This is a genomic window from Pseudomonas massiliensis (genome assembly GCF_000826105.1).
Taxonomy (GTDB): Bacteria; Pseudomonadota; Gammaproteobacteria; order Pseudomonadales; family Pseudomonadaceae; genus Aquipseudomonas; species Aquipseudomonas massiliensis.
Window position 1 is genome coordinate 470,401 of sequence record NZ_CCYK01000007.1, and the last position, 22,378, is coordinate 492,778.

Sequence of the window (22,378 nt, forward strand, 5' to 3'; positions counted from 1 at the left end):
TTGCCAATCCCAGGCGGGGGTCAGTGCTTGGTCTGTAGCTCGTAGTAGGTCACCCGGCCGCCTTCGCTGGCATAGCCGCTGTGATCCAGGGTGTAATTCCCCGCCTTGAAGAAGAACGAGTACTTCTGCCATTTGCTGTTGAGCGTCACCTGAGTCACCACGCCATTTACCGTGGCGGTGACCTTGCCGGCCTTGTCCATCTGGATGTTGTAGGTGAACGGCTGGCCTAGGGGCACGTTCTTGTAGGTGTAGATGATCGGTGACTTGTCATCGCCCGGCTTGGTACGCCAGGTAATATCTACGTTACCTACGCCCTTGACGTAGCGGTACTGCAGCTTGAGCAAGGGCGAGTCGGCATCCTTGGCATGAATCTGCGCCACCACTACCTTGCCCTCGGATGGCACTTGGGTCACGGCCAGCTTGCCACTGATCGTGTTGGTGCCGCTGTTGTAGCGCCAGTTGCGCTGGTCACCGTTCTTGTAGACCTCGCGTAATTCGCTGCGCGGGTACTTGCTGCTGCCGGACCTCGAACCGGTAACCGGCGTCCACAGGATCAAGCCATTGGCGGTGTTCTGGAAGTAGGGGTTGGTGAAACCGGTCAGCTTGGCGGCTGCCACTTCCTGGGCGGGCTTGCCAACCGGCAGGATAAGGTCCCAAACGCTAAGGTCGATCATGGGGGCGATCCATAAAGGTAGGAGCCTCCAACACCATGAGAGGAGGCGATACCGGCGTATCTGCGGCTCCCGCGCGAGCTTTATGACCGTTCAGCGGCTGGGCCAACTGCCACTATTGTGGCTTTGTGCCATGTATCATGGTGGGTCAGCCTGACTGTCTTTTGGTCAGGGTTGCCGTGAAGGACCTCCATGAACGACCGAACCGCCTCCAGCGAACCTCAGTACAACGCCGAAAGTCGGCGCGCCGACCTGCGTCGTGCAGACCTTGGCCTGCCTACTGCAACCAAGCGCTGGGGGCTGGCCTTGTCTGGCGGGGGGATCCGCAGCGCTACCTTCTCCCTTGGCGTGCTCCAGGCCCTGGCCCGAGCCCAGGCGCCTACTGGCGGCGCGGTAGAGGGCGAGCAAGGCGGCGAGGGCCTAGGGCGGCGTTTATTGGCACGGTTCGACTACCTCTCTACCGTCAGCGGTGGGGGCTACATCGGCGCCTTCTTCACCAGTCTGTTCATCCCGGGCCGTTTGAGCCAGCGGGAAGCGGGCCCGGGCGATGCAGACCTGCATCCGACGCAAAGCCCGCGAGCAGCCGCGCAACAGGCTTACGCGGTACTGGACTACGAGCCGCCCGAGCGCATTCACTCTTCGGCGGACTACGCGCGAGGCCCTGCTGGGCGCGGCCCCTTGGGGTGGCTACGGGAGAATGGTCGCTACCTGTCCCCAGCCGGGGGTGGCGACCTCTTCTACGTGCTGGCTACTACCTTGCGTAACCTGCTATCGGTGCACTTTGTCATCGGCATGCCACTGCTGGGGCTGTTGGCACTGATGGCGCTGCTCAAGCTGGCGTTGGGCGTCAGCCTTTGGTGGTTGCCCACCGTCTGGAGTGGCGCGGCCGTACTGCCGCTGTTGGCCGCCTACTGGCTGGCTTGTCCGCGCACCAGCCAGCACGAGCCGGTGCGCTTGCTCAACCCCAGCAGCCTGGTCATGACAACAGTGTGCCTGGTACTGACAGGCAGCGCCTGGGGGGCCGTCGCGATGGGCTGGCCAGTGTCGTTCAGGCTCGGGCTGGCTGCTGGCAGCACAGTGCTGGCGCTGGCTTTGGTCGCCTTTGTGTTCCAGGCGCTGACCCTGCCACATCGGCCGCACAACAACGGCGAAGACAACAGCGTGCGCAATTACCGCATCCAGATGACCCGGGCACTGGCGCAGCAATTGATGGTGCTGCTGGGCCTGCTGGCCTTGGCCGGGATAGATAGCCTGACCCAGTGGGCTTTCGATGGCATGGCCGGCTTGCAATGGACGGAGATCGCCGCCGCCGGGCTCGGCCCGGTGCTGATTGCCCTGGTGCGCAAGGTCGCGGCTTTCAGCGATCAAAAAACGCTGCCCGTGTGGGTCGGCAGGTTGCCCGTTGGGCTGATCGCGGGCGGGGTAGGGGCCGCTATCTTCGTGTGTGTGGCGGTGGGCTGGAACCTGCTGGTGCAATGGGTGGCCGCACAGGCGATTGCCCAAAGCCAGGCAGTTGCCATCGGCAGCCTGGCGGCACTGGCGTTTGCAGCGCTGCTGCTGGCCTTCGCCACGGGCCGCTTCATGGGGTTCATCAACCTGTCTTCCCTGCAAAGCTTCTATGCCAGCCGCCTGGCCCGGGCCTATCTGGGCGCGTCCAACGGCCTGCGCTTCCGCTACGCCGGCCAGCGCGGCACCCCCTTGCTCAGCGTGTCGGACGCAATCAAAGGCGATGACCTGCCTCTGGCGGAATTCTATTCGGCCCATTGCGCGCCGCTGCACCTGATCAACGTTACCTTGAACATCACCGTGGACCCGGCCGAGCAGTTGATACAGCGAGACCGCAAGGGCAAGCCACTGTGCGTTGCGCCAGGGATCCCTGGCAATGGGCAGGGGGAGGGCGTCAGCTTCATCCTTGATGGAGTCTACCGCCAGCGCCTGGCGCCCTCGCTTCGTGAAAGCGAGCTCAACCAGCCATTGAGCCTTTCGTATTGGATGGGCACTTCCGGGGCCGCTTTCACCACCGGCCTGGGGCGTGCTACCTGCCTTGGCACATCTCTGGCCTTTGGCCTGGCCAATATTCGCCTGGGCACCTGGTGGCCCAGTGCATTCGCCGACCGCAACGCGCGCGGCGGATCGCTGCGACCCGGTCAGGCACCCCAACGACGGACCCTGTCATGGTGGGCGTCGCGTGCCTTCAAGGCACAAACGTACTTGATGTATGAGCTTACCGCGCATTTCCATGGGCTGCGTCGGGAGTACCAGTACCTGTCCGATGGGGGCCACTTCGAGAACACGGCGGTCTACGAACTGCTACGCGGTCCGCGCGGCATCGAACTGATCCTGGCTTGCGACAACGGCTGTGATCCCAGCTACCGTTTCGACGACCTCGCCAATCTGATTCGCTTGGCGCGAATCGACCAGGCTGTGGAGCTGGAGGTCGATGCCGGCATTGCCAGTGAGGCCGAACTGGCCCCCTATTTCGCCACGCCGGAAAGCTTCGCCACCCCTATCGCCGGCCCGGACCGCCGTTGCGCGGTGCTGCTCAATGCCTTTAGCGTGGACGAAGCCGGAGCCCGTCGCTTCCAGGCTCGCATCCTGGTGCTCAAGCCCCGGGTGATTGCCGGGCTGCCCGCCGATGTCTATAACTACGCCACCCTTAAGCCGGCCTTCCCCAACGAAAGCACCGCCGACCAGTTCTTCAACGAGGCGCAGTTCGAAAGCTATCGCCAATTGGGGTTACACATCGGCCAGACCCTGTTCGGCGGCTCGGAAGGGCATCACCCGGTGGCCCAGGCGCTGTGGCGTTACCTGGAAAAACCCCTGTGAGGGCTTCATTTACTGGGCGCTCGCCCGGTACACGGCGCTCGCTTCCTGGCTTGCTTCGATCCTGCGGAAAGCGGACGGAGCCGCAGGCGCAGCTCGCGAACAGTGTCACAGCCGTTTGAGGACCCAGGGCGGAGCTTAACCCTGGTTGGAGCTAGCGGCAGCTAGCGAAGCAGGCACGGGGCTTCAACAACTGGCGCTGCTGCTTACAGAGCGCCCGGAAAATCCAGCGCCGCGCTTGTAGCCCCGTCCAGTCGAGGGCCCGCATAATCGCGCCTTCTTCTTCAAGGCTGGATGAACACGTTATGCAAGTTGGCAAACCCGTGGACGGCCGGGCCGTTGGGCTGATGACGGTACTCTGTGCGATCTGGGGCTTCCAGCAGGTGACCCTCAAGGCGGCGGCGCCGGATGTGGCGCCGGTGTTTCAGCTGGCCCTGCGCTCGGCGGGGGCGGCGGTGCTGGTGCTGCTGCTGATGTACTTTCGGCGCGAACGGCCCACGGCACTCCCGGGGCTGTGGCGGCCGGGCCTGGCCGTAGGTGTGCTCTTCGCCCTGGAATTCCTGCTGGTCGGCGAAGGGCTGCGCCATACTACGGCCTCCCATATGGTGGTGTTCCTGTACACAGCACCGATTTTCGCGGCCTTGGGGCTGCATTACTTCCTTCCTCATGAACGGCTCAACAGGCTGCAGTGGCTGGGCATCCTGATCGCGTTCGGCGGCACGGCCGCGGCCTTCTCGGGAAAACTGGCGGAAAGCACAGGTGGCTACCAGTGGTTCGGGGATCTGCTGGGCGTACTGGGCGCCATCGCCTGGGCGGCCACCACCGTCACCGCCCGTTGCACCCGCCTGGCCCAGACCAGCGCTACCCAGGTACTGCTGTATCAACTGGTGGGCGCCTTCGTGCTCTTGCTGGCGGCCAGCCTGCTCACCGGCCAGGCTTACTTCAAGCCCACGCCCGTCGCTATTGCCAGCCTGGTATTCCAGGTGCTGGTGGTGTCCTTCGGCAGCTTCCTGATCTGGTTCTGGCTGCTAGGCCATTACCTTGCATCCCGGGTGGGCGTGCTTTCGTTCATGACGCCCCTGTTCGGCGTGGTGTTCGGCGTGGTGCTGCTGGGCGAGCCCCTGGAGCCAGCCTTCATCGTCGGCGCCGCGCTGGTGATGACCGGCATACTGCTGGTCAGCGGTCATGGTTACCTCAAGCGTCTAGGACGGCGCTGAGCGGGCCAGCCATCGACCGGACCGAACCGGCCCGGCCTGGGGGGAGTCAGCACTGTATCGACTCGAACAGGGCCCTCCCATGCCGCGAACCCTCATCAGCCTTGGCAGTATCAATGCCGACTTCCAGGTGCGCCTGAACCAGGCGCCCGGCAGTCAGGAAACCCTACTGGCCCACGGCCTGCACCGCCTGAGCGGCGGCAAGGCCGCCAATACCGCCTACCTGGGCGCGCTCTTCGGCCACCGTAGCGTACTGGTGGGCCGGGTTGGCGCGGACGACCTGGCCGACCAGGCCCTGGAGCCTTTGCGCAAGGTGGGGGTTTGCCTGGAAGCAGTGACCCACGCGCCCGGCGCCAGTACGGCAGTGTCGATGATCGCCGTACCGGCCACCGGCAAGAAGCAGATCATCCTGGCCAACGAGGCCAATGACCGTTGGGACGCCATGGCCCGGGAGCGGCTGAGTCATGCGGTCAGCGCTGCAGCCCTTCCCGCGCTTCTGGTGCTGGATTATGAAATACCGGCCGAGGTAGTGCGCCTGGCTATCGAGGCGGCGTACCAGCGCGGCTTGCCCGTGGTACTGGACCCGTCCTTCCCCGAGCGCGTGGAGCGCGGCCTGATGAGCAAGGTCCGCGCCCTCACGCCCAATGCCGAGGAAGCTGCCGCCCTGCTTGGCCTGGTCGTCGACACTGAGCAGGAGGCGGGCAAGGCTGCCAAGGCCCTGCGCGAGCTAGGCGCGGCCATTGGCGTGGTCAAGTTGCCCGACGGTGGCTGCGTGCTGGCCTGTGACGATGGCGTTTTCCGGGTGCCAAGCAATGGGCAGCCGGCCGTGGACGCCACCGGGGCGGGCGATGCCTTCACCGGCACCTTCGCCATTGCCCTGCTCGAAGGCCTGGCGCCCCTGGAGGCCGCGCTCTGGGGTAGCGCGGCGGCGAACCTGGCGGTGACAACCTTCGGCTCGCAACCGGCTTACCAGGGGCGGGAGCCGGTCAAGGCCTTGGCCGAACAACTGCGCCACGGAGTGACACGCCTGCATGAGTGATATCCGCTTCGACTGCTATGACCCGGCTGACGAACGTCGGCGCGAAGCGCTATTCAGCTTGAGCAATGGGGTGATCAGCCTGCGCGCGAGCGCACCCGAGCGCGCGGTTGAGGAGATACCGGCGCCTGGCTACCCAGGGCTGTATCTGGCGGGTTTTTATGACAATGCGCCGCGCTGGGTCAACGGCGAGCGTTGCCAGGTCGAGGCCCTGGTCAATTTGCCGGACCCGCTGGGGCTGAGCCTGTCCTTGGACCGTCAGACGTGGTTGGGCACGGATTACAGGGATTACCAGCAAACCTATGACCTGGCCAGTTGCGAACTGCGCCGGGTCTTTACCCTCAACCTTGGCGGCCATCCGCTGCGGATCGAAGAATGCCGCCTGGTCAGCCATGCCGAGCCCGACATCCTGGCGGTGCGTTGGCAGGTCAGCTGCTGCTCGCCGCCGCCAGGGCTATGGTTGCGCACTACCTTGCGAGTGCGCGCCAATAGCCTGATCGAGCGCAACCTGGCCTATGAAGGCCAGCGGCTGCGGGCAGTCACCTGGTGGCAGAGCGAGCAAGGCCATGGCGCGCTGCAGGCCAGCCTGGCCGACGGGGAGAGCGTGAGTATCGCCACCCATGTTCACACCGGCCAGGCGCCCGTCTGGCAGGGGGTCGCCGAGCAACGGGACGCCTGGCTGAGCTGGCCTGGGGAAGGCCCCTTGGTCATCGAAAAACAGGTACGCGTGCGCCAGGGCGCGACGGACCTGGCCAGGTTATGCGACGGCTGGCCCGCTGTGGGTTTCCAGGCGCTGCGCGAAGCTCACCGTCGGGCATGGCAGCCGGCGTGGTCGGCCGGACGGATGTGCCTGGAACAGGCCGCCCTGCAGCAGCCGCTGGATTTTGCCTTGGGGCATATCCTGCAAACCGTCACGCCGCTGAGCCTGGGACATGACCTTGGCTTTCCCGCCCGGGGCTGGCAGGAGGGCTATCAAGGGCAGATCTTCTGGGACGAGCTGTTTGTGTTTCCATTCCTGACCAGTCATTTCCCCGAGCGGGCGATCAACCTGTTGGCTTACCGCTACCGCCGCCTGGACGCGGCACGGGCCCGCGCCAGGGACGCGGGGTTGCGCGGTGCGCTTTTCCCTTGGCGCAGCGCGGCCAGCGGTCACGAGCAGACCCCGCCCTGGTTGTACTACCCGCTGTCGGGCCATTGGGTTAAAGACCCGACCTGGCGGCAATACCATATAGGCGCGGCCATCGCCTACGACGCCTGGCTGCTTTACCTGGCCACCGGGGATCGGGAACTGTTGGCAGGCATGGCCGGCGAAATCGTCCTCGAGGTGGCACGCTGCTGGGCCAGCCTGGCGCGCTGGGACCGAGTGCGCGCCCGCTATGTGATCGAAGGCGTGATCGGCCCGGACGAATACCATAACGGTTACCCCGGGGCCCCTGAAGCCGGCCTGAACAACAACAGTTACACGAACCTCATGGCCGCCTGGACGTTGCAGAAGGGCCTGCAGGTGTTGGGCGAACTGGCGCCCGAGCAGGCTGCCGGATTACGCCAGCGGCTGGGCTTGACCGACGAGGAACTGGCCCATTGGGCAGACGTGGGCCGCAGGCTCTATCTTCCGGAATTGAAGCCCGGTGTCCTGGCTCAGTTCGAAGGGTTCGAAGACCTGCTGATGCCGCCGCGTGCATGGTTCGATGACGAACATCCGCGCCTGGACTGGATGCTCGAGGCCCAGGGGGATCGGGTCGACCATTATCAGATAAGCAAGCAGGCCGACACCCTGATGCTGCTACACCTGTTTTCACCCCAGGCTATCCGTGAACTGGTCTTGAGCCTAGGCTACGCGGCCCCGCAGGAGAATGGCCGGGAAGCGGTGGCCTATCATCTGTCGCGCATTTCCCACGAATCGAGCCTGTCGCACACCGTTTGCGCAGGCGCCATGGCTCACGTGGACATGGGCAAGTCCTGGCGCTTCTTTGGTCAGTGCCTGGGCACGGATCTGGGCGCCGCCGCGGACAGCGGTACGGTGGAAGGCGTCCATTTGGCGGCAATGTCAGGGGCTCTGGACGTGCTGCAACGTCACTACCTTGGCCTTCGTCCCGCCCTCGATGGTCTGCACCTGTTCCCCGCCATTCCCGATGAACTGGGCCCGGTACGCCTGTGCCTGCAATACCGCGGGCAGTGGCTGGATGTTCATTGGGATGGCCGGGCGCTGCAGGTACGGCTGCGGGAAAGCGCCAGCGCCCCGGTGCGCCTGGTGCATCACTGGGGGCATACCTGGCTGAGCCCTGGCGCCCCATGGCAAGCCGAGTATCCGCTGGCCTCAACGCCGCCGTGAGGTGGGACGGGTGCGCAGCGCATCCAGCGCCGGGGCATTTTCCCGGGCCCAGGCGTATACCAGTTCGATGGGTTCGACCATCAGGGTGCCCAAGGGCGTGAGGCGGTAGTCCACGGCCGGTGGCACCGTGTCATGGTCTTCGCGCTCGACCAGCCCGCTGGCTTCCAGCTCGCGCAGCGTCTGGATAAGCATCTTGCGCGAGATGCCGGGCAGGCTGCGCTCCAGCACGCCACTGCGCGCCTCGCCGCCATGCCGGGCCTGCAGGCAGTGCAGCACCATGCTGGTCCATTTGGTGGAAAACAGCTCCAGGACACGGCGAGGCGCGCAATCCTCGAGCCATTCGTCTTCGTTGCTACCGGGTTGCATGGGGATGGTTACCTTTTGGTGCCGACTTGGATCAAGGGTGGCCCGCCGTTATGGTGGGCGACCGGTTTTGGAAAGAGAGGAACACAACATGGGCAATCATGCACTAGTGGTAGGCGCCAGCGGAATCGTGGGCGGTGCCGTCACCGACCTGCTGGTCGAGCAAGGCTGGACAGTCGCCGGCCTGGCCCGCAAGCCCCAGGCGCGCGAAGGGGTCACTGCCCTGGCCGCGGACCTGCTCGACCCGGCCAGCCTGGCCCAGGCCTTGGCCGGCCAGGCGCCTACTCACGTATTCATTACCACCTGGTCGCGGCAAGCCACCGAGGCGGAGAACATCAAGGTCAACGCGGCCATGGTGCGCAACCTGCTGCAAGCGTTGCGGCCAGCGGGCAGTGTTCGCCACGTGGCCCTGGTGACAGGCCTGAAGCATTACCTCGGCCCCTTCGAGGCTTACGGCAAGGGGACTCTGCCGCAGACACCATTTCGCGAAGAGCAGCCGCGCCTGGATGTGGAGAATTTCTACTACGCCCAGGAAGACGAAGTGTTCGCTGCCGCCGCCCGTGACGGCTTCACCTGGAGCGTGCATCGCCCCCACACCATCACTGGCGTAGCCGTCGGCAATGCCATGAACATGGCCACCACCCTGGCGGTCTATGCCAGTGTCTGCCGTCACACCGGTCGGCCGTTCCGCTTCCCCGGCTCGGCGGTGCAATGGAACAGCCTCACGGACATGACCGACAGCCATCAGCTGGCCCGGCAACTGCTGTGGGCGGCCACGACTCCCAAGGCGGCCAATGAGGCATTCAATATCGTCAATGGCGATGTGTTCCGCTGGAGCTGGATGTGGTCGCGCCTGGCGGATTGGTTCGGCATCGAGCCGGCGCCTTTCGATGGCACGGTCCAGCCGCTGGAGCAGCAGATGGCCAACGACGCCAGCGTCTGGCAGGAGATCGCCCAGCAGCATGGCCTGGCCGAAGCGAACATCGACCGCCTGATTTCGCCCTGGCATACCGACGCTGACCTGGGTCGGCCCATCGAGGTGGTGACGGACATGAGCAAAAGCCGCCGCCTGGGTTTCCTGGCTTATCAACCCAGCGACGATGCGTTCTTCCAGGTGTTCGAGCGGCTGCGTAGCCTGAAGTTGATTCCGTAAAGGCGGCAAGGCTAGGTACCCGGCAGGAGGCAGCCGTAGCTGCCGAATGGGGCACCCGCAATTGCCCCTTCGCTAGCTGACGCTAGCTCCTGCCAGGGCCAATGCCACCCTTCAGCTTCGCGGGCCCTATAGCCAGGGTGAAACCTCGCTTGCAGCATCCAGCCAGATCGCATTCCAAAACGGGTAGTCACCTACCCGGTCCACAAGCCCTGCCCTCAATGGGTTGGCAATGATGTACCTGGCAACTGCCTGGAGCGATTCGGATCGCCGCAATGCGTGGTCATGAAACCCTTTTTGCCACACCGCGCCAGAACGACCCAGGGCGCGGTTGACGGCCAGTGCTGAGCGTACCTTCATTCGCTGCACTACCTGAGCGAGGGAGGGGTGATGCAGAACGAACAGCCAGTGAAGATGATCCGGCATGACGACCCAGGCAAGGCCGGTGACCTTTTCAGTATCGTGAAGCGCCTTCAGTTCCCGACACACCAGGCGCGCCAGCCTCCAGCAGGTGAACAAAGGTTTTCGTTGATGCGTGGCGGTAGTGATCATATACGCACGGCCCGCTTCGCTTACTCGCCCCTTTCTTAGATCGCTGCTTCGGTATCGTTCCATCACTGGCCTCCATGCCAAAGCCTGAAGGCTACCTGATGAAGGAATCAAAGCGAGGGCCACTGTTTCGCTGGATATGACTATTGGGTCAGTTCGTCAGCTGCGCTGACTCCCACCGGTGACCGGGCCGGAGGCGGCAAGGTTGCGCCGGGTGGGAGCTAGCGCCAGCTAGCGAAAGGCTTTTGAGCGAGTGCTGTTCGTCAGCTGCGCTGACTCCCACCATGGTAACCACGTCGAGCGCTTGATGCTTAGAGCGTCCATTTCAAGGTAAACATCAGGTTCCGGGGGTCGCCATAGACGCCGCTGCCGGTGCTGCCCGGGATGCCTTGCCAGTAGCGTTTGTCGAATACGTTATTGAAGTTCACCCGCCCGTCCCAATGCTCGTCGAACTTGTACCCTGCCATCAGCCCCACCACGGCATAGGCGTCCTGCTCCGAATGGCCCGTGCCGACGCGGCTGTAGGTTCTGCTTTGCGCCAGCACATTGCCCCCCACGCGCCACTGGTCCAGCTCGCCGGTGAGGTGATAGGTAGTGGCGAGCTTGAGCAAGTGCTTGGGTTGTATCGGGGCGAACAGGTCGCCTTTGTTGTAGGTGCGGTCTTTGACGTACTGGCTCAGTACCAGGGTATAGGCCGCGCTGAAATCCCAATTCGGTGTGAGCGCGCCGGTCAGCTCGGTGTCAATGCCCCGGCTGCGGACTTCGCCGGCCGCGTCGTAGCATGTGCGGTTCTGGTTCTTGCAGCTGGTCGGTTGTTCCACCAGGGCATAGGCGCGGTTCTGTTGGGTCATGTCGAATAGCGCCATCGAAGCATTGAGCGCGCCTTCGAAGTACTCACCCTTGAGCCCCAGCTCGTAGCTTTCGCCGGTCATGGGTTCCAGCGGGCTGTTGCCTACGTCTGCTTCGGTCTGTGGCTTGAAGATCTCGGTATAACTGGCGTACACCGAATAAGTATCGTCCAGGTCATAGATCATCCCTGCGTAGGGTGTGAATTCCTGGGTGATCTTGTAACCGCCGCCAGCGGAGCGGTTGTCGTAATCGTACCAGGTCACCCGGCCACCCAGGATCACATGCAGAGGGTCGATGGGGTTGAAGCGCACGGCGGCGTAGGCGGCTTCCTCGGTGGCGGTGTTCATGCTCTGGTAAGGGGTGCGCGCGCCTGGTGACGGCCTCGGGATGACATCCGGGTCGAAGCGATAGTGATCGATGGGGGTTGAAGCCCAGAAACCGCCTTTCTGGTCGAACTTCTCCTGACGCCGGCTCATGCCGAAAGTGAAATCATGTTCGCGGCCCGCCAGCTGGAAACGTCCGGACAAGGCACCGTCCAGGTTGGTCTGCACATCGGTGGTGTCGTACTGCCCGGCCGCCTGGCCATAACTCTTTTTGTCCTGGCCCAGGGTCAGGTAATTGGAGAACATGTCCGACTCTCCCCACACCCGGCTGGCGGCGAGCTTGAGCGTCCAGTCGTTGTCGAAGCGGTGGGTAAGGTCGGTAAAAGCGGTAATGACATCCCGGTCCCAGTACGCCCAGTCGTTGCTCAGGAAGGTCGAGCGCGGCAGGTGCAGGTCTTCCCCATTGGGCCCTGACGGCAGGCTACCCCAGTCGGATACGGCGTCGTCGCGTTGCTTGGAGGCGCCCAGGCTCAAGGTGGTGGCGTCGCTCAAATCCGCTTCGACAATGCCGTAGAAGGTCTGCCGCTCTTTCTCGCGCTCATCCACGAAGCTGTTGTTGGTTTCATACGCAGTGACGATACGGCCGCGCAGCGTGCCGCTTTCGTTGAGCTTGTTGGAGGCGTCCAGTTCCAGGCGGTAACGGTCCCAGCTGCCCGCGCTGCTGGTGATGCTGACCTGAGGCGTGGCGGTGGGGCGCTTGCGCACCAGGTTCAAGGTGGCCGAAGGGCTGCCCGTTCCGCTCATCAGGCCGGTAGCGCCGCGTACCACCTCGACCCGGTCATAGATGGCGAGGTCGGCCCCACTGAGGGTGTCGAGGGTGAACGTACTGACGGTAGTAGGCAGCCCGTCGTACATCAGGTTGTCGATCACGAAACCGCGGGCGAGAAACTGCTGGCGGTCCGAACCGAACTTGCGTAGCTGAATGCCAGGGGCGTACTTGACCACGTCATAGAGGTCGTTCATCCCTTGGTCGTCCATGCGCTGACGGGTGACCACGCTGACCGACTGAGGCGTTTCGCGAACCGACAGCGGCAGCTTGGTGGCGGTGTTCATGCTGCCCGTGGTGTAGGACCCTGTGCCTTCGGTCGCTGCAGAGTCGCTGGTGATGACAGTCGGCGCCTTGGCGGAAACTTCGATGGTGCCCAGGTCGATCTGGTCCTGATCCGCGGCGGTGGCCGCCTGGGCCTGGCTGGCGGTCAATAGGGAAACAAAGAGCGCCACGGGGCGCAAAGCAGGGTAGGTCATGACAAGGTCCTGTCCAGAGGCCGAGCGCAAGCGCGCGCCGACTTGGCACGGTGTCGTTCAGTCAGGTCGCTTAGGGCTTGCGAGGCCCCGCGTTGGTGCGGGGCGAGGGGAGGCTAGAGCAGAACGTATCTGAATGTAAATAATAATTTATCGCATTCGTTACGTATTATCGTTATTAATTGTTACATGAAGTTGAACCTGACCGTGCCGCCTGCCACAACCGCGCAATGTCCGCCGCGCGCTCCCGAAGCAGGCGCGGGGCTTCGACGCAGGCCAGCTCGAGCGTCATCGGGCCGGCGGGGAGGGCGAAGGCGGCGCTCACCCCGTGCTGATACATCTGTTGGTAGCCCTCGCCCAGGGTGCCAGCGATCACTACCACTGGAACCTGCCAACCCTGGGCTATGCGGGCTACGCCGAAAGGCGTTTTACCGCGCAGTGTCTGGGCGTCGAAGCGGCCTTCGCCGGTGATCACCAAATGCGCATCGCGCACCGCCTGGTCCAGTCCGACCAGCTCGGCCACCACGTCCACGCCGGCACGGAACCGGGCGCCAAGAAACGCCTTGGCCGCGAAGCCTAGCCCTCCGGCGGCGCCGCTGCCCGGCTCGTTACGTACATCCCGTGGCAGCACCTGGGCGCAGAGGTCGGCATAGTGGGCCAGGGCGGCATCCAGCTGTGCCACCTGCTCGGGGCTGGCGCCTTTCTGCGGGCCGAAGACAGCCGAGGCGCCCTGTGTGCCGCAGAGAGGATTGTTCACGTCCGCGGCAATGTCGAAACGTACCTGGGCCAGGCGAGGGTCCAGGTTTTCGAGGTCAATGCTCGCCAGTCGGGCCAAGCCCAGGCCACCCGGCGGCAGTGCGTTGCCGTCGCTGTCCCGCATGGCCAGCCCCAAGGCCTGCAGGGCCCCGGTACCGCCGTCATTGGTGGCGCTGCCGCCGATGGCCAGGATGATGCGCTCGGCACCGGCGTCGAGCGCGGCGCGAATCAGCTCCCCCGTGCCGTAGGTGCTGGAGTTGCAGGCGTCGCGCTGGGCCAGGGGTACCAACTGCAAGCCGCTGGCTTCAGCCATTTCGATGATGGCGGTGCGGCCTTGGGCCAGCCAGCCCCACCGTGCCGACACCAACTCCCCCAGCGGCCCGCGCACGGCCTGGCGACGCCATTGGCCGTTGCAGGCGGCCAGCACCGCAGCGACCGTTCCTTCGCCACCGTCGGCCATGGGGCACTGCACCACTTGGGCCTGCGGCCACACCTCGGCCAAGCCTTCGGCGATGGCCGCGGCTACCTCGGCGGCGCCGAGGCTGTCCTTGAACGAATCGGGGGCGATGACGATCTTCATGAGCGGTCTCCTGTCTTTATGTCAGCCATGCTGCCAGTTGCCTGGGCCGAACACGCCGGTCAGGTGCACAAGCCAGGGCCGGACGTGTTGTTCATTTGTCCAAACCAGGGGGCAGCAATTGCATGCCCAGGTAAAGGCTCAGCATGCCGCTCAGGCTCGAAGGGTCCAGGCCGCTGGCCTGGGCAATGCGCTCCATGCGATAGCGCAGACTGTTGCGATGAATCCCCAGGGCCTGGGCGCAGGCCTGGCTTTGCCCGTCCAGCTCACACCAGGCTTGCAGGGTGGCCAGCAATTGCCCGTTCGTGTCTTCGGCGATGATGCGCTGCAGCGGGGCGATCAGGTCGTCCAGGCTGTCTTCATGTCGGTGGCGCCAGAGTAGAGCGGGCAGGCGATGGCGGGCCAGCGTCAGCAAGCGGCGGCTGGGCAGCACATCGCGGCCGTAGCTCAGCAGGTCGGCGACCTGGCGGCAGCCACGACGCAGCCGGGCCAGGCCATCGGCGGCCTCGCCTACCGCGACCCGGACCAGCGACCACCCCATGCCGTCGAGCTTGGCGAGCAGACGCGTGTTGTCCACGGCTGCCGAGGCCGGCCTGCACCAGAGCAGGGAAGAGGGGGCCGCGCTGACGCACCAGCTATCAGGGTAACGGCCCAGCAGCCAGGCGCCCAAGGCATCCGCGCCTTCACCAGAGCCGAGTTCGAACAGCCAGGGCGTGCGCGCCAATTGCGGCTTGAGGCCTAGCTGGCGCGCTTCGTCCACGAGACGTGGGGTATGGCCATGTTCGCTGAGCAGCAGCGCCAGCAGAGTGTCGCAGCGTTGTCGCCGCCACTGCTGTTCGGCTTGCTGATGTCGCTGGCTTACCAGCATTTCCGCGGTCATGCGCACCAGGGCGGCGTAAGTGCGTAGTTCCTGTGGCTCGCCGGTGAGCCCGAGCACGCCGATGAGCTGCCCGTCATGCAGCAGGGGTAGGTTGATGCCCGGTTGTACGCCCTTGAGCTGCTGCGCGGTAGGGCCGTCGATTTCCACCACGCGTCCATTGGTCAATACCAGTTGCGCGCCCTCATGGCGGGTATTGATACGCTCAGGCTCACCGCTGCCTAGAATCAAGCCTTGGCTGTCCATGACGTTCACGTTGTGCGGGAGGATGGCCATGGCGCGATCGACGATATCTTGCGCCAGGTCGTGATCGAGTTCGAACATCGAGCGGGTCCTTGTTCAGTGGCACAGCGCAGAAGGAGAAGTCCTGTGCGCCAGCACAAAGACAGCAGACGCCCGGTTGGCTGAGACTCAGCGGGCGATCCCGTAACCACGCATTGCGAAAAAGCATAATAAAGAGAGAACGCCATGTCACAGAGCGCCGCCGCTACGCGGGCCACCGATGATGTCAGGAACAGGGTTTACAACCGCATCACGCTGCGCCTGATTCCCTTCATCTTCGTCTGCTACCTCTTCAATTACCTGGACCGGGTCAACGTCGGCTTCGCCAAGCTGCAGATGCTCGACGACCTCAAGTTCAGCGAAACCGTGTACGGCCTGGGCGCCGGCATCTTCTTCATCGGTTATGTGCTGTGCGGAGTGCCCAGCAACCTGGCGCTGAGCCGCTTCGGCCCACGCCGCTGGATCGCCCTGATGATGATCGCCTGGGGCGCGTTGTCTACCTGCCTGCTGTTCGTGACCACGCCTACCCACTTCTACGCCTTGCGCCTGTTCACCGGTGCCGCGGAAGCCGGTTTCTTTCCCGGCGTGGTGCTCTACCTTTCCCAGTGGTTTCCCGCATCCCGGCGGGGCCGGATCATGGCGCTGTTCATGTCGGCCATCCCGGTGTCTGGCCTGCTGGGCAGCCCGCTGTCAGGGTGGATTCTCAACCATTTCTCCACTGGGCAAGGAGGGCTGGCCGGCTGGCAGTGGATGTTCCTGCTGCAAGGTCTGCCTACGGTAGTGCTGGGTGTCATGGCGTATTTCCTGCTCAGTGACAACTTCGCCCATGCGCGCTGGTTGACTGTCAGCGAGCGTGCGGTGCTCGAGGCAGACCAGGCCAGCGATCGCGCCAATGCGCCGAAAACCGAGAAAAGCCCCTTGCAGGAAGTGTTCAGGAACCCGTCCATCTGGGCCTTTGGCCTCGTCTATTTCTGCATTCAGAGCGGGGTGTATGCCATCAATTTCTGGCTGCCCTCGATCATCAAGAACCTGGGTTTCGGCGACAACATGGTAATCGGCTGGCTGAGCGCGATTCCCTATCTTCTGGCCGCGGTGTTCATGCTGTTGGTGGGACGCTCGGCCGACAAACACCGCGAGCGCCGTTGGCACCTGGCCGTGCCCATGCTGATGGGCGCGGCGGGCTTGCTGATCGCGGTGAATTTCCCACAGTCACCGACCATCGCCATACTCGGTCTGACCATTGCCACCATGGGCGCGCTCACCGGCCTGCCGATGTTCTGGCCTGTGCCCACGGCCATGCTCAGCGCGGCCGCGGCGGCCGGTGGGCTGGCCCTGATCAACTCCATGGGCCAGATGGCCGGCTTCCTGAGCCCCTACGTGGTAGGCTTCGTCAAGGACAGCACGGGTTCCACGGACCTGGCCCTGTATCTGTTGGCCGCGGTGATCGGCGGTGGCAGCCTGCTGGCGCTGCGCATGACCCGCGCCCTGCGGGTCTAGGGCGCCTAGGGGACCGCCGGGCGTTTTACGCGCAGGCGGCCCAGCACCCAGGTAAAGCCGATGGGAACGTCAGGCATTGAGACAGTTGCCCGACAGCATCATGGACCCGGACTTGGTGTAACGCATGCAATCTAAAAGCTGCTTGGCTGCTTTTCGCGTTCAGAGGACTGAGTTCATGGAAAATATAGACTTTCCATAATTTCTGTCATTTGCTTATGGAAATTAGGGCGCAACCGCTTGGTAATAACAGGATATTGCCGATATCGCCATGCGCTCAGCTCAGGCTAATTTGACCCGCCTGAGATATTTCCCAGCATCTCTTCGATCCACAGCACCTGCCGTGACAGCCGTGCGGTGGCCTCGTCCGTCGTGCCAGACCGGGTATGGGGGAAACCCATCAGCAGCTTGCGCCTCAGGCCGAGCATGCGTTGCCATTTGGTAATGAAGGCCGGGCTGCGGGCTTTCAGCAGCAACGGGCCGAAGAACAGCTCGCGCTCGCTGTATTTCACAGGGGCCGAGCGCCTGGCCACGATCAGTTCGTAGTCGAAGCCTTTCTCTCTGAACACTTCTTCGTGAAGAATGCAGTAGCTGTTGTCCATCAACCAGTGCCGCAAGGGTGCTTCGCCCCCGTTGGGCTGCAGGATCAGGCATTCATGACCGCCAAGGCGGTTTTTCCCCGCCTCGAGAATATCCCGGATGGTTTCTCCGCCCATGCCACATAGCGCAACGGCGTTAATGCCGTCGCCGGGCTCGATGCAGTCCAGCCCATCGGCCAGCCGCACCTGAATCTTCTCGCCCAGGTCATGGTTGTGCACGGTGCGTTGCGCGGCCTGGTAAGGCGTGCTTGCCACTTCTCCGGCCACTACCCGTGAAGCGAGGCCGCGGCTTACCAGCGCCACGGGAAGGTAGGCGTGGTCCGAGCCGATATCGGCCAGGACCGCCCCATGCGGCACCTGGGCCGCGACTCGCTCCAGGCGCAGGGGAAGTTTGGGGGTGGTCAAAAAGAATACCTAAGTACTTGAGCTCTGGGAACGTGGTGGAGAGTGCTCCGCCACGTATCGCGGTCGGTTCGAAATCGATGCCTGATGCAGGAGACACCGATTCAGCGCCAGCGGGATGCGTTTGGCCGCTGACGCTGGCGCCCATGCTATCAGAACGAAATATTCAACGCCGCGAACAGCGCTCGCCCTGGCTGGTTATAGGTATTGGCGCCGGACGTGCTGGCGTTGCCGCCGCGATAGATCTGCTTGTCGAACAGGTTGCTTACCCCCAGGCGCACGTCGTAGTGCTTGCTGATCTCATAACCGGTACTGACATCCAGCAGCGCGTAGGGTGAGACATCCTGCTGGGCGCTTTCGTCATAGCTGCTCTGGGTTCTCAGGTTGTACTTGGGAGACTTCTGCCTGCCGTACCAGGTACCGGCCAGTTGGAAGGACAATTTTTCGGTGGCTTGCCAGTCCAGGGTGCTGTTCACCGTATATACAGGCACGACACTCAAGGGCTCGCCAGTGTCCTGATTGTCATTGTTGAGCATCCAGGTCAGGTTGGTGTTCCAGTCCAGGGTAGGCGTGAGTTCGATATAAAAGTTGCCTTCAATTCCCTCGACCAGAGCCTTGCCGGAGTTTTCCCATTGGTTGACCCGGCGCCCGTTATTGAGCGTGTACACCACTTCGTTGCCGCCGATGATCTTGTTCTGATAGTCGTTGCGGAAATAGGTAGCGCTAGCGCGCCAGACGCCACGATCGTAGAGCAGGCCGATTTCCTTGTTGATGCTGATTTCCGGATCGAGGTTGGCGTTACCCTGCAGGTAACAACCTCCGGTATTGGTCTGTACGACGCTGCAGCCGTTGCCCCGGCTATACAGCAGGTAGTTGGGGTTGGCCTGATAAAGGTTCGGTGTCTTGTAGGCGCGGGCGATGCCGCCTTTCAGGGTCAGGTCATCGGTCAGTTTGCGAGACACATTGAGGCTTGGGCTGAAGTTGTCGCCGTAATCTTCGTGGTGATCCAGGCGTAGCCCGGGGGTGATGGTGGTTTCGCCCCATTGAATATTGTCTTCGCTGAAGAAGGCGAAGCTCCTGGCCGAGGTCTTGGACTCGCCCGATGTGAAGCCGGTGATGGTGTCACCGCTCGCGCCGGACGGGTCGAAACTCTGCGGGAGCAACGACCCTTGGTCGTTGAGGGTTTCGTACAGATACTCTGCGCCTACTGTAAGGGTGTGATCGGTGTCGCCCATGACGAACGGCAGGTTCGCCTCGCTGGAGAGCCGCGTATTGCGCAACCGCGACATGGCGGCGCCGGTATCGTTGATAGCCCCCTCCGGTCCGCCCGCTGCCCCTTCGTTCATGCGCCAGTTGCGGACGTATTCATAGGTGATGGAGCTTTTGCTCGTGCCCCAGTCGAAGTTGCCCAGGTCGGTCAGGTCGAAATTGCTGCGCTGCATCACGTTGGTTTCAGCACCATACAGGCTTGAAAGCAAGGCGAGGTTGCCGCCGGCATTGCTGTTCTGGGAGTCACCGGCGTAGATATTGCCCTGGCGGCTGTAGCTGCTGTTGAGTTCCAGGGTATGAGCATCATTGACGCGCCAGCTGAGCAGGCCATTGACGTCCTTGTTGCGCACGCCCTCGCGCCCTGCCACCAGGGTGCTGTTGTTGTGGCCTGCGTTGATATCCAGGTCATCGGCGTCGGTCTTGGCCAGGCCGCCGAACAGTCGGAACGAAAGGTCGTCGGTGAGCCCGCCGCTGAGGTTGAAGTTGGTGCGCTTACTGGCGCCTTCGGCCTTGTCTTCGGGCAGCTGGGTGTACAGGTTCACGCTGCCATGGAATTCCTTGGTGGGCCGCTTGGTGATGATATTGATCACCCCGCCCATGGCGCCCGAGCCATAGCGCGCGGCGGCCGGGCCGCGCAAAACCTCGATACGCTCGACCGCTTCGGCCGGCACCCAGTTGGTCTCGCCCCGGGTATCGCGCTCACCGCTTCCCCCATAACGCACCGCGTTGCGGGCGCTGGACGGCTTGCCGTCGATCAGGATCAGGGTGTTCTCAGGGCCCATGCCGCGCAGATCGATCTGCCGGTTATTGCCACGGGCGCCGCTGGCGCTGTTGCCCGTCAGGTTGACCCCGGGTTGGCGCCGGATGATGTCCGACAGGTCATTGGCCGGAGGATGACGCTTGATGTCTTCGGCGGTAATCACTGAAGAGCCCAGCGCCTGTTTCGCTTCCTGCTCTGCCGTGACGTGGGTGGTTTCAAGCTCGACGGCATTCTCCTGCTCAGAGGGCAAGGTCGATGTGGGCTCGACGGCCATGGCCAGTGAGGGCGCGACAAGCGCAAGCAGGGCCACTGTCAGGCAGTTACGGGGCATATCCGGTCGCATCGTGCGTCTCCATGGCGTTCAAGAAAGGGCCAGCAACGGGAAGCCTGATAGGCATTCCCCAATTTGTTGCGAACGATTACCATTCGTTCATGGGTGCGCCAATATACGCGCCTGTAACCGGATTGCAACCTGAGTATTTTTTTAATTTAGGATCGCAACTGGCGAGCTAGACACCCCAAGGGGGCCGCTCGCTGACAGCGTCAGATGACATCTCCTGATTTTTGTCCATTCCATTACGCGCCAGCCAGCGCTGAGGCACGATGATTCAAGTACTCCGATATTCCGTTTTCCTCTGGCTTCTGCTTGCCCTGAATGGCCCGCTCTGGGCGCGACCGAATCTCGACCTTCCCAACGAGCCCAACCTCGCGGAACGTGGCTCCGCCTTCTATCGATTCACCCAGGTCGATCTGCAGGGGAAAGAGCCTGACCAGCATTACCGCGTCTGGGTCGCAGTCCCTAAAAACCCCGCGCCGCCCCAGGGATACCCTGCGCTCTACATGCTCGATGGCAATGCCGTGCTGACCGCCCTCGATGACCAGATGCTGGAGGGCTTGAGAAGCGATGCGCTTCCTGTACTGGTGCTGGTGGGATACCCCGTAGCCGCCCGCTTCGATGTGACAGCGCGGGCCTACGATTACACGCCGCCTTTGCCAGGCAAGATGCCGGCACTCGAGGAACGCGACGGGGGGCGGCGCAGCGGCGGGGCGGACAAGTTCGCTGAATTCATCGAACGGCGCCTGAAGCCCGCCGTACAGGAGGTGGTAAGCACCGACCCGCAGCGGCACACGCTATGGGGCCATTCCTATGGAGGACTTTTCGGGTTGCACTCGCTCTTCACCCAGCCCGGTGCCTTCCAGGGTTATGTGCTGGCCGACCCCTCATTGTGGTGGCAGAACAGCGCCGTCCTGGCCAATGAACCAGGCTTCGCTAGCCCAGGCCCGGCGCGCTTGCTCATGATGCGCGGCACCGCCGACCATCCGGATAAGGGGCCGCCGGGAGCGCACAAGGCACCGGAGCTGGCACGCAACCTGGCGCAGCGGTTGTCCGCCCAGCCCAACTTGAAGGTGGAATACCAGGAGTTGCCGCTCAGCCACGGGGAGATGTTCAAGGCGAGCCTGTTGCCGGCGTTGCGCCTGGCGGGGGAGGGCAGGCTGTAGTGATGAAATGACCGCAATCCCTGGCCCCCCAGGGATCACGCGGAGCCAGCGAAACTGGCGAAACCAAGGCCGCCATGGCCTTCGCGTTCACTACAGGCACAAAAAAACCGGCTCATGGCCGGTTTCTTGTGCGGATGACCCGCTGTATCTGGTGCCCGAGGGAGACTCGAACCGAGGCTTTTTCGCGTTGATCTTGCTAGATAGAGCTTCCTGAGGTTTTTTTCTACTCACAATCCTACTCACATTTGCAAGCCCGCTGGCCTCGACACGTAGAGCTAGACCTTCGAGATAACAACCATTTCTGTCTTCTTAAAACGGAATTGCGCTTATTTTTGAAAACTCTGGTGAGCTAACGCTGTATTTTCGCACCGAGCCGTTCTTGGTAGCTACAGTTATTGAATGTGGAAGAACCTCTTTCAGATCTCCTATAACCTTTCCGTTTATAAGTAGGGTTTCCCCTATCGAAAAGACCTCGCCATTAAATTTATATTTTCCGTTAGGCAGCTTTGTATTTATCTCCCCCTGATATGCTATCGTTTTCTCAGAGAGGTCTAAAGCTTGCAAGGCTTCAATCGAAGATATTCGATTTGAAATATCCCTTAACGACTCAAGAATAACGCTGGCGTCGTTAGAAAGTTCAGTTCGGATAGGCTGCGTTGCGGGTTTTACTGAAAGTAACTGAATGATTGAGTTCACGTCATCTTTGCTTTCAGATGTTTCCTTAATTGCTGTAATGATTTTTTTCTTTTCTATTTCAACATCATCTATGCGAAGGGAAGGTTTGTAGTCAGTGTATCTTAGCCCTTGGATGTCGAAAATGCTTGGGGTGACTGTATCTTTGATTAAAACTGTCGGGAGGTTAAACGCCTGCCGCACTCCTAGTTCATATAGGACGTTAGGGTTTCTTCCGCTCAAGTCACAAATCACCATGTCGCTGTCCAATATTTTTCTTAAAATATCCACTATTATGTAATTGCTTGCGGCTACGTTGTCGGCTCTCACTACCTTATAGCCAAGAGTCATTGCGGCGGGCTTTACCAAGTATTCGAAGACCCGTAGAAAATGGCCCGCTTCGTAACCGTCCATATCGGCAATTGGCATTATCACAAAGCACGTCTTCGGGTCTGATTCTTGGGATTGCTCCGTAAGGCCACTGCTATCCAATATTGCTACTTCCGTCGTGCTGGAGGACATATAGGTTCTTCCTTGGTGTAGTTTAGAACGGTCGCTATGGGTATCTTCTGGCTATA

The 22,378-nt window shown here is 62.5% G+C and carries 16 protein-coding genes; 7 read left to right on the top strand and 9 right to left on the bottom strand.

Features of this window, described 5'->3' with window-relative positions; translation table 11 throughout:
• Positions 1-20 precede the first annotated feature (20 nt).
• The gene (locus BN1188_RS13020; RefSeq protein ID WP_040261892.1) at positions 21-674 is read right to left on the bottom strand and encodes a polysaccharide lyase family 7 protein; all 654 of its coding nucleotides are present in this window, start codon (positions 672-674) and stop codon (positions 21-23) included.
• 189 nt (positions 675-863) lie between these two features.
• On the opposite strand from BN1188_RS13020, the gene BN1188_RS13025 reads away from it, so the two are divergent.
• From BN1188_RS13025 to BN1188_RS13040, 4 genes are all read left to right on the top strand, one after another.
• A complete protein-coding gene (locus BN1188_RS13025; RefSeq protein ID WP_040261893.1) occupies positions 864-3,497 on the top strand; it encodes a patatin-like phospholipase domain-containing protein in 2,634 nt (877 codons plus the stop codon).
• Positions 3,498-3,799: 302 nt separating this feature from the next.
• Complete coding sequence (locus BN1188_RS13030) at positions 3,800-4,711, top strand: DMT family transporter (RefSeq protein ID WP_040261894.1); 912 nt, start codon at positions 3,800-3,802, stop codon at positions 4,709-4,711.
• A gap of 79 nt (positions 4,712-4,790) precedes the next feature.
• Positions 4,791-5,747, top strand: a complete 957-nt coding sequence (locus BN1188_RS13035; protein WP_040261895.1) for a PfkB family carbohydrate kinase — start codon at positions 4,791-4,793, stop codon at positions 5,745-5,747.
• Complete coding sequence (locus tag BN1188_RS13040; RefSeq protein WP_052469268.1) at positions 5,740-8,076, top strand: glycosyl hydrolase family 65 domain-containing protein; 2,337 nt, start codon at positions 5,740-5,742, stop codon at positions 8,074-8,076. The genes BN1188_RS13035 and BN1188_RS13040 overlap by 8 nt, the downstream gene beginning before the upstream one ends.
• Here the strand turns inward: BN1188_RS13040 and BN1188_RS13045 are convergent.
• Complete coding sequence (locus tag BN1188_RS13045) at positions 8,062-8,442, bottom strand: winged helix-turn-helix transcriptional regulator (protein WP_040261896.1); 381 nt, start codon at positions 8,440-8,442, stop codon at positions 8,062-8,064. The genes BN1188_RS13040 and BN1188_RS13045 overlap by 15 nt on opposite strands.
• 88 nt (positions 8,443-8,530) lie before the next feature.
• Between BN1188_RS13045 and BN1188_RS13050 the strand changes: the two genes are divergently transcribed.
• Positions 8,531-9,592, top strand: a complete 1,062-nt coding sequence (locus BN1188_RS13050; protein ID WP_040261897.1) for an SDR family oxidoreductase — start codon at positions 8,531-8,533, stop codon at positions 9,590-9,592.
• A gap of 126 nt (positions 9,593-9,718) precedes the next feature.
• Here BN1188_RS13050 and BN1188_RS13055 read toward each other — a convergent pair whose 3' ends face one another.
• The 4 genes from BN1188_RS13055 to BN1188_RS13070 all read right to left on the bottom strand — a co-directional run bounded on the left by BN1188_RS13055 (position 9,719) and on the right by BN1188_RS13070 (position 15,146).
• Positions 9,719-10,204, bottom strand: a complete 486-nt coding sequence (locus tag BN1188_RS13055) for an REP-associated tyrosine transposase (RefSeq protein WP_040261898.1) — start codon at positions 10,202-10,204, stop codon at positions 9,719-9,721.
• Positions 10,205-10,449: 245 nt separating this feature from the next.
• Entirely contained in the window at positions 10,450-12,615 is a 2,166-nt protein-coding gene (locus BN1188_RS13060) for a TonB-dependent siderophore receptor (protein ID WP_040261899.1), read from the bottom strand.
• Positions 12,616-12,790: 175 nt separating this feature from the next.
• Positions 12,791-13,948, bottom strand: a complete 1,158-nt coding sequence (locus tag BN1188_RS13065; RefSeq protein ID WP_040261900.1) for a glycerate kinase — start codon at positions 13,946-13,948, stop codon at positions 12,791-12,793.
• Between the two features lie 91 nt (positions 13,949-14,039).
• Positions 14,040-15,146: a sugar diacid recognition domain-containing protein gene (locus BN1188_RS13070; RefSeq protein WP_040261901.1), complete on the bottom strand. Its 1,107-nt coding sequence runs from the start codon at positions 15,144-15,146 to the stop codon at positions 14,040-14,042.
• Positions 15,147-15,290: 144 nt separating this feature from the next.
• Between BN1188_RS13070 and BN1188_RS13075 the strand changes: the two genes are divergently transcribed.
• Positions 15,291-16,601, top strand: a complete 1,311-nt coding sequence (locus BN1188_RS13075; protein WP_040261902.1) for an MFS transporter — start codon at positions 15,291-15,293, stop codon at positions 16,599-16,601.
• Between the two features lie 284 nt (positions 16,602-16,885).
• Here the strand turns inward: BN1188_RS13075 and BN1188_RS13080 are convergent, their stop codons facing one another.
• Both BN1188_RS13080 and BN1188_RS13085 read right to left on the bottom strand, forming a co-directional pair.
• Complete coding sequence (locus BN1188_RS13080; protein ID WP_040261903.1) at positions 16,886-17,602, bottom strand: tRNA (adenine(22)-N(1))-methyltransferase; 717 nt, start codon at positions 17,600-17,602, stop codon at positions 16,886-16,888.
• Positions 17,603-17,751: 149 nt separating this feature from the next.
• Positions 17,752-19,971 carry a TonB-dependent siderophore receptor gene (locus BN1188_RS13085; RefSeq protein ID WP_040261904.1) on the bottom strand — a complete coding sequence of 740 codons (2,220 nt, stop codon included), beginning with the start codon at positions 19,969-19,971 and terminating at the stop codon, positions 17,752-17,754.
• Positions 19,972-20,231: 260 nt separating this feature from the next.
• Here BN1188_RS13085 and BN1188_RS13090 point away from each other — a divergent pair, with 260 nt between their 5' ends.
• Positions 20,232-21,128, top strand: a complete 897-nt coding sequence (locus BN1188_RS13090; protein ID WP_040261905.1) for an alpha/beta hydrolase — start codon at positions 20,232-20,234, stop codon at positions 21,126-21,128.
• Positions 21,129-21,437: 309 nt separating this feature from the next.
• On the opposite strand, the gene BN1188_RS13095 is transcribed toward BN1188_RS13090, so the two are convergent.
• Entirely contained in the window at positions 21,438-22,322 is an 885-nt protein-coding gene (locus BN1188_RS13095; protein ID WP_052469269.1) for a hypothetical protein, read from the bottom strand.
• Positions 22,323-22,378 lie beyond the last annotated feature (56 nt).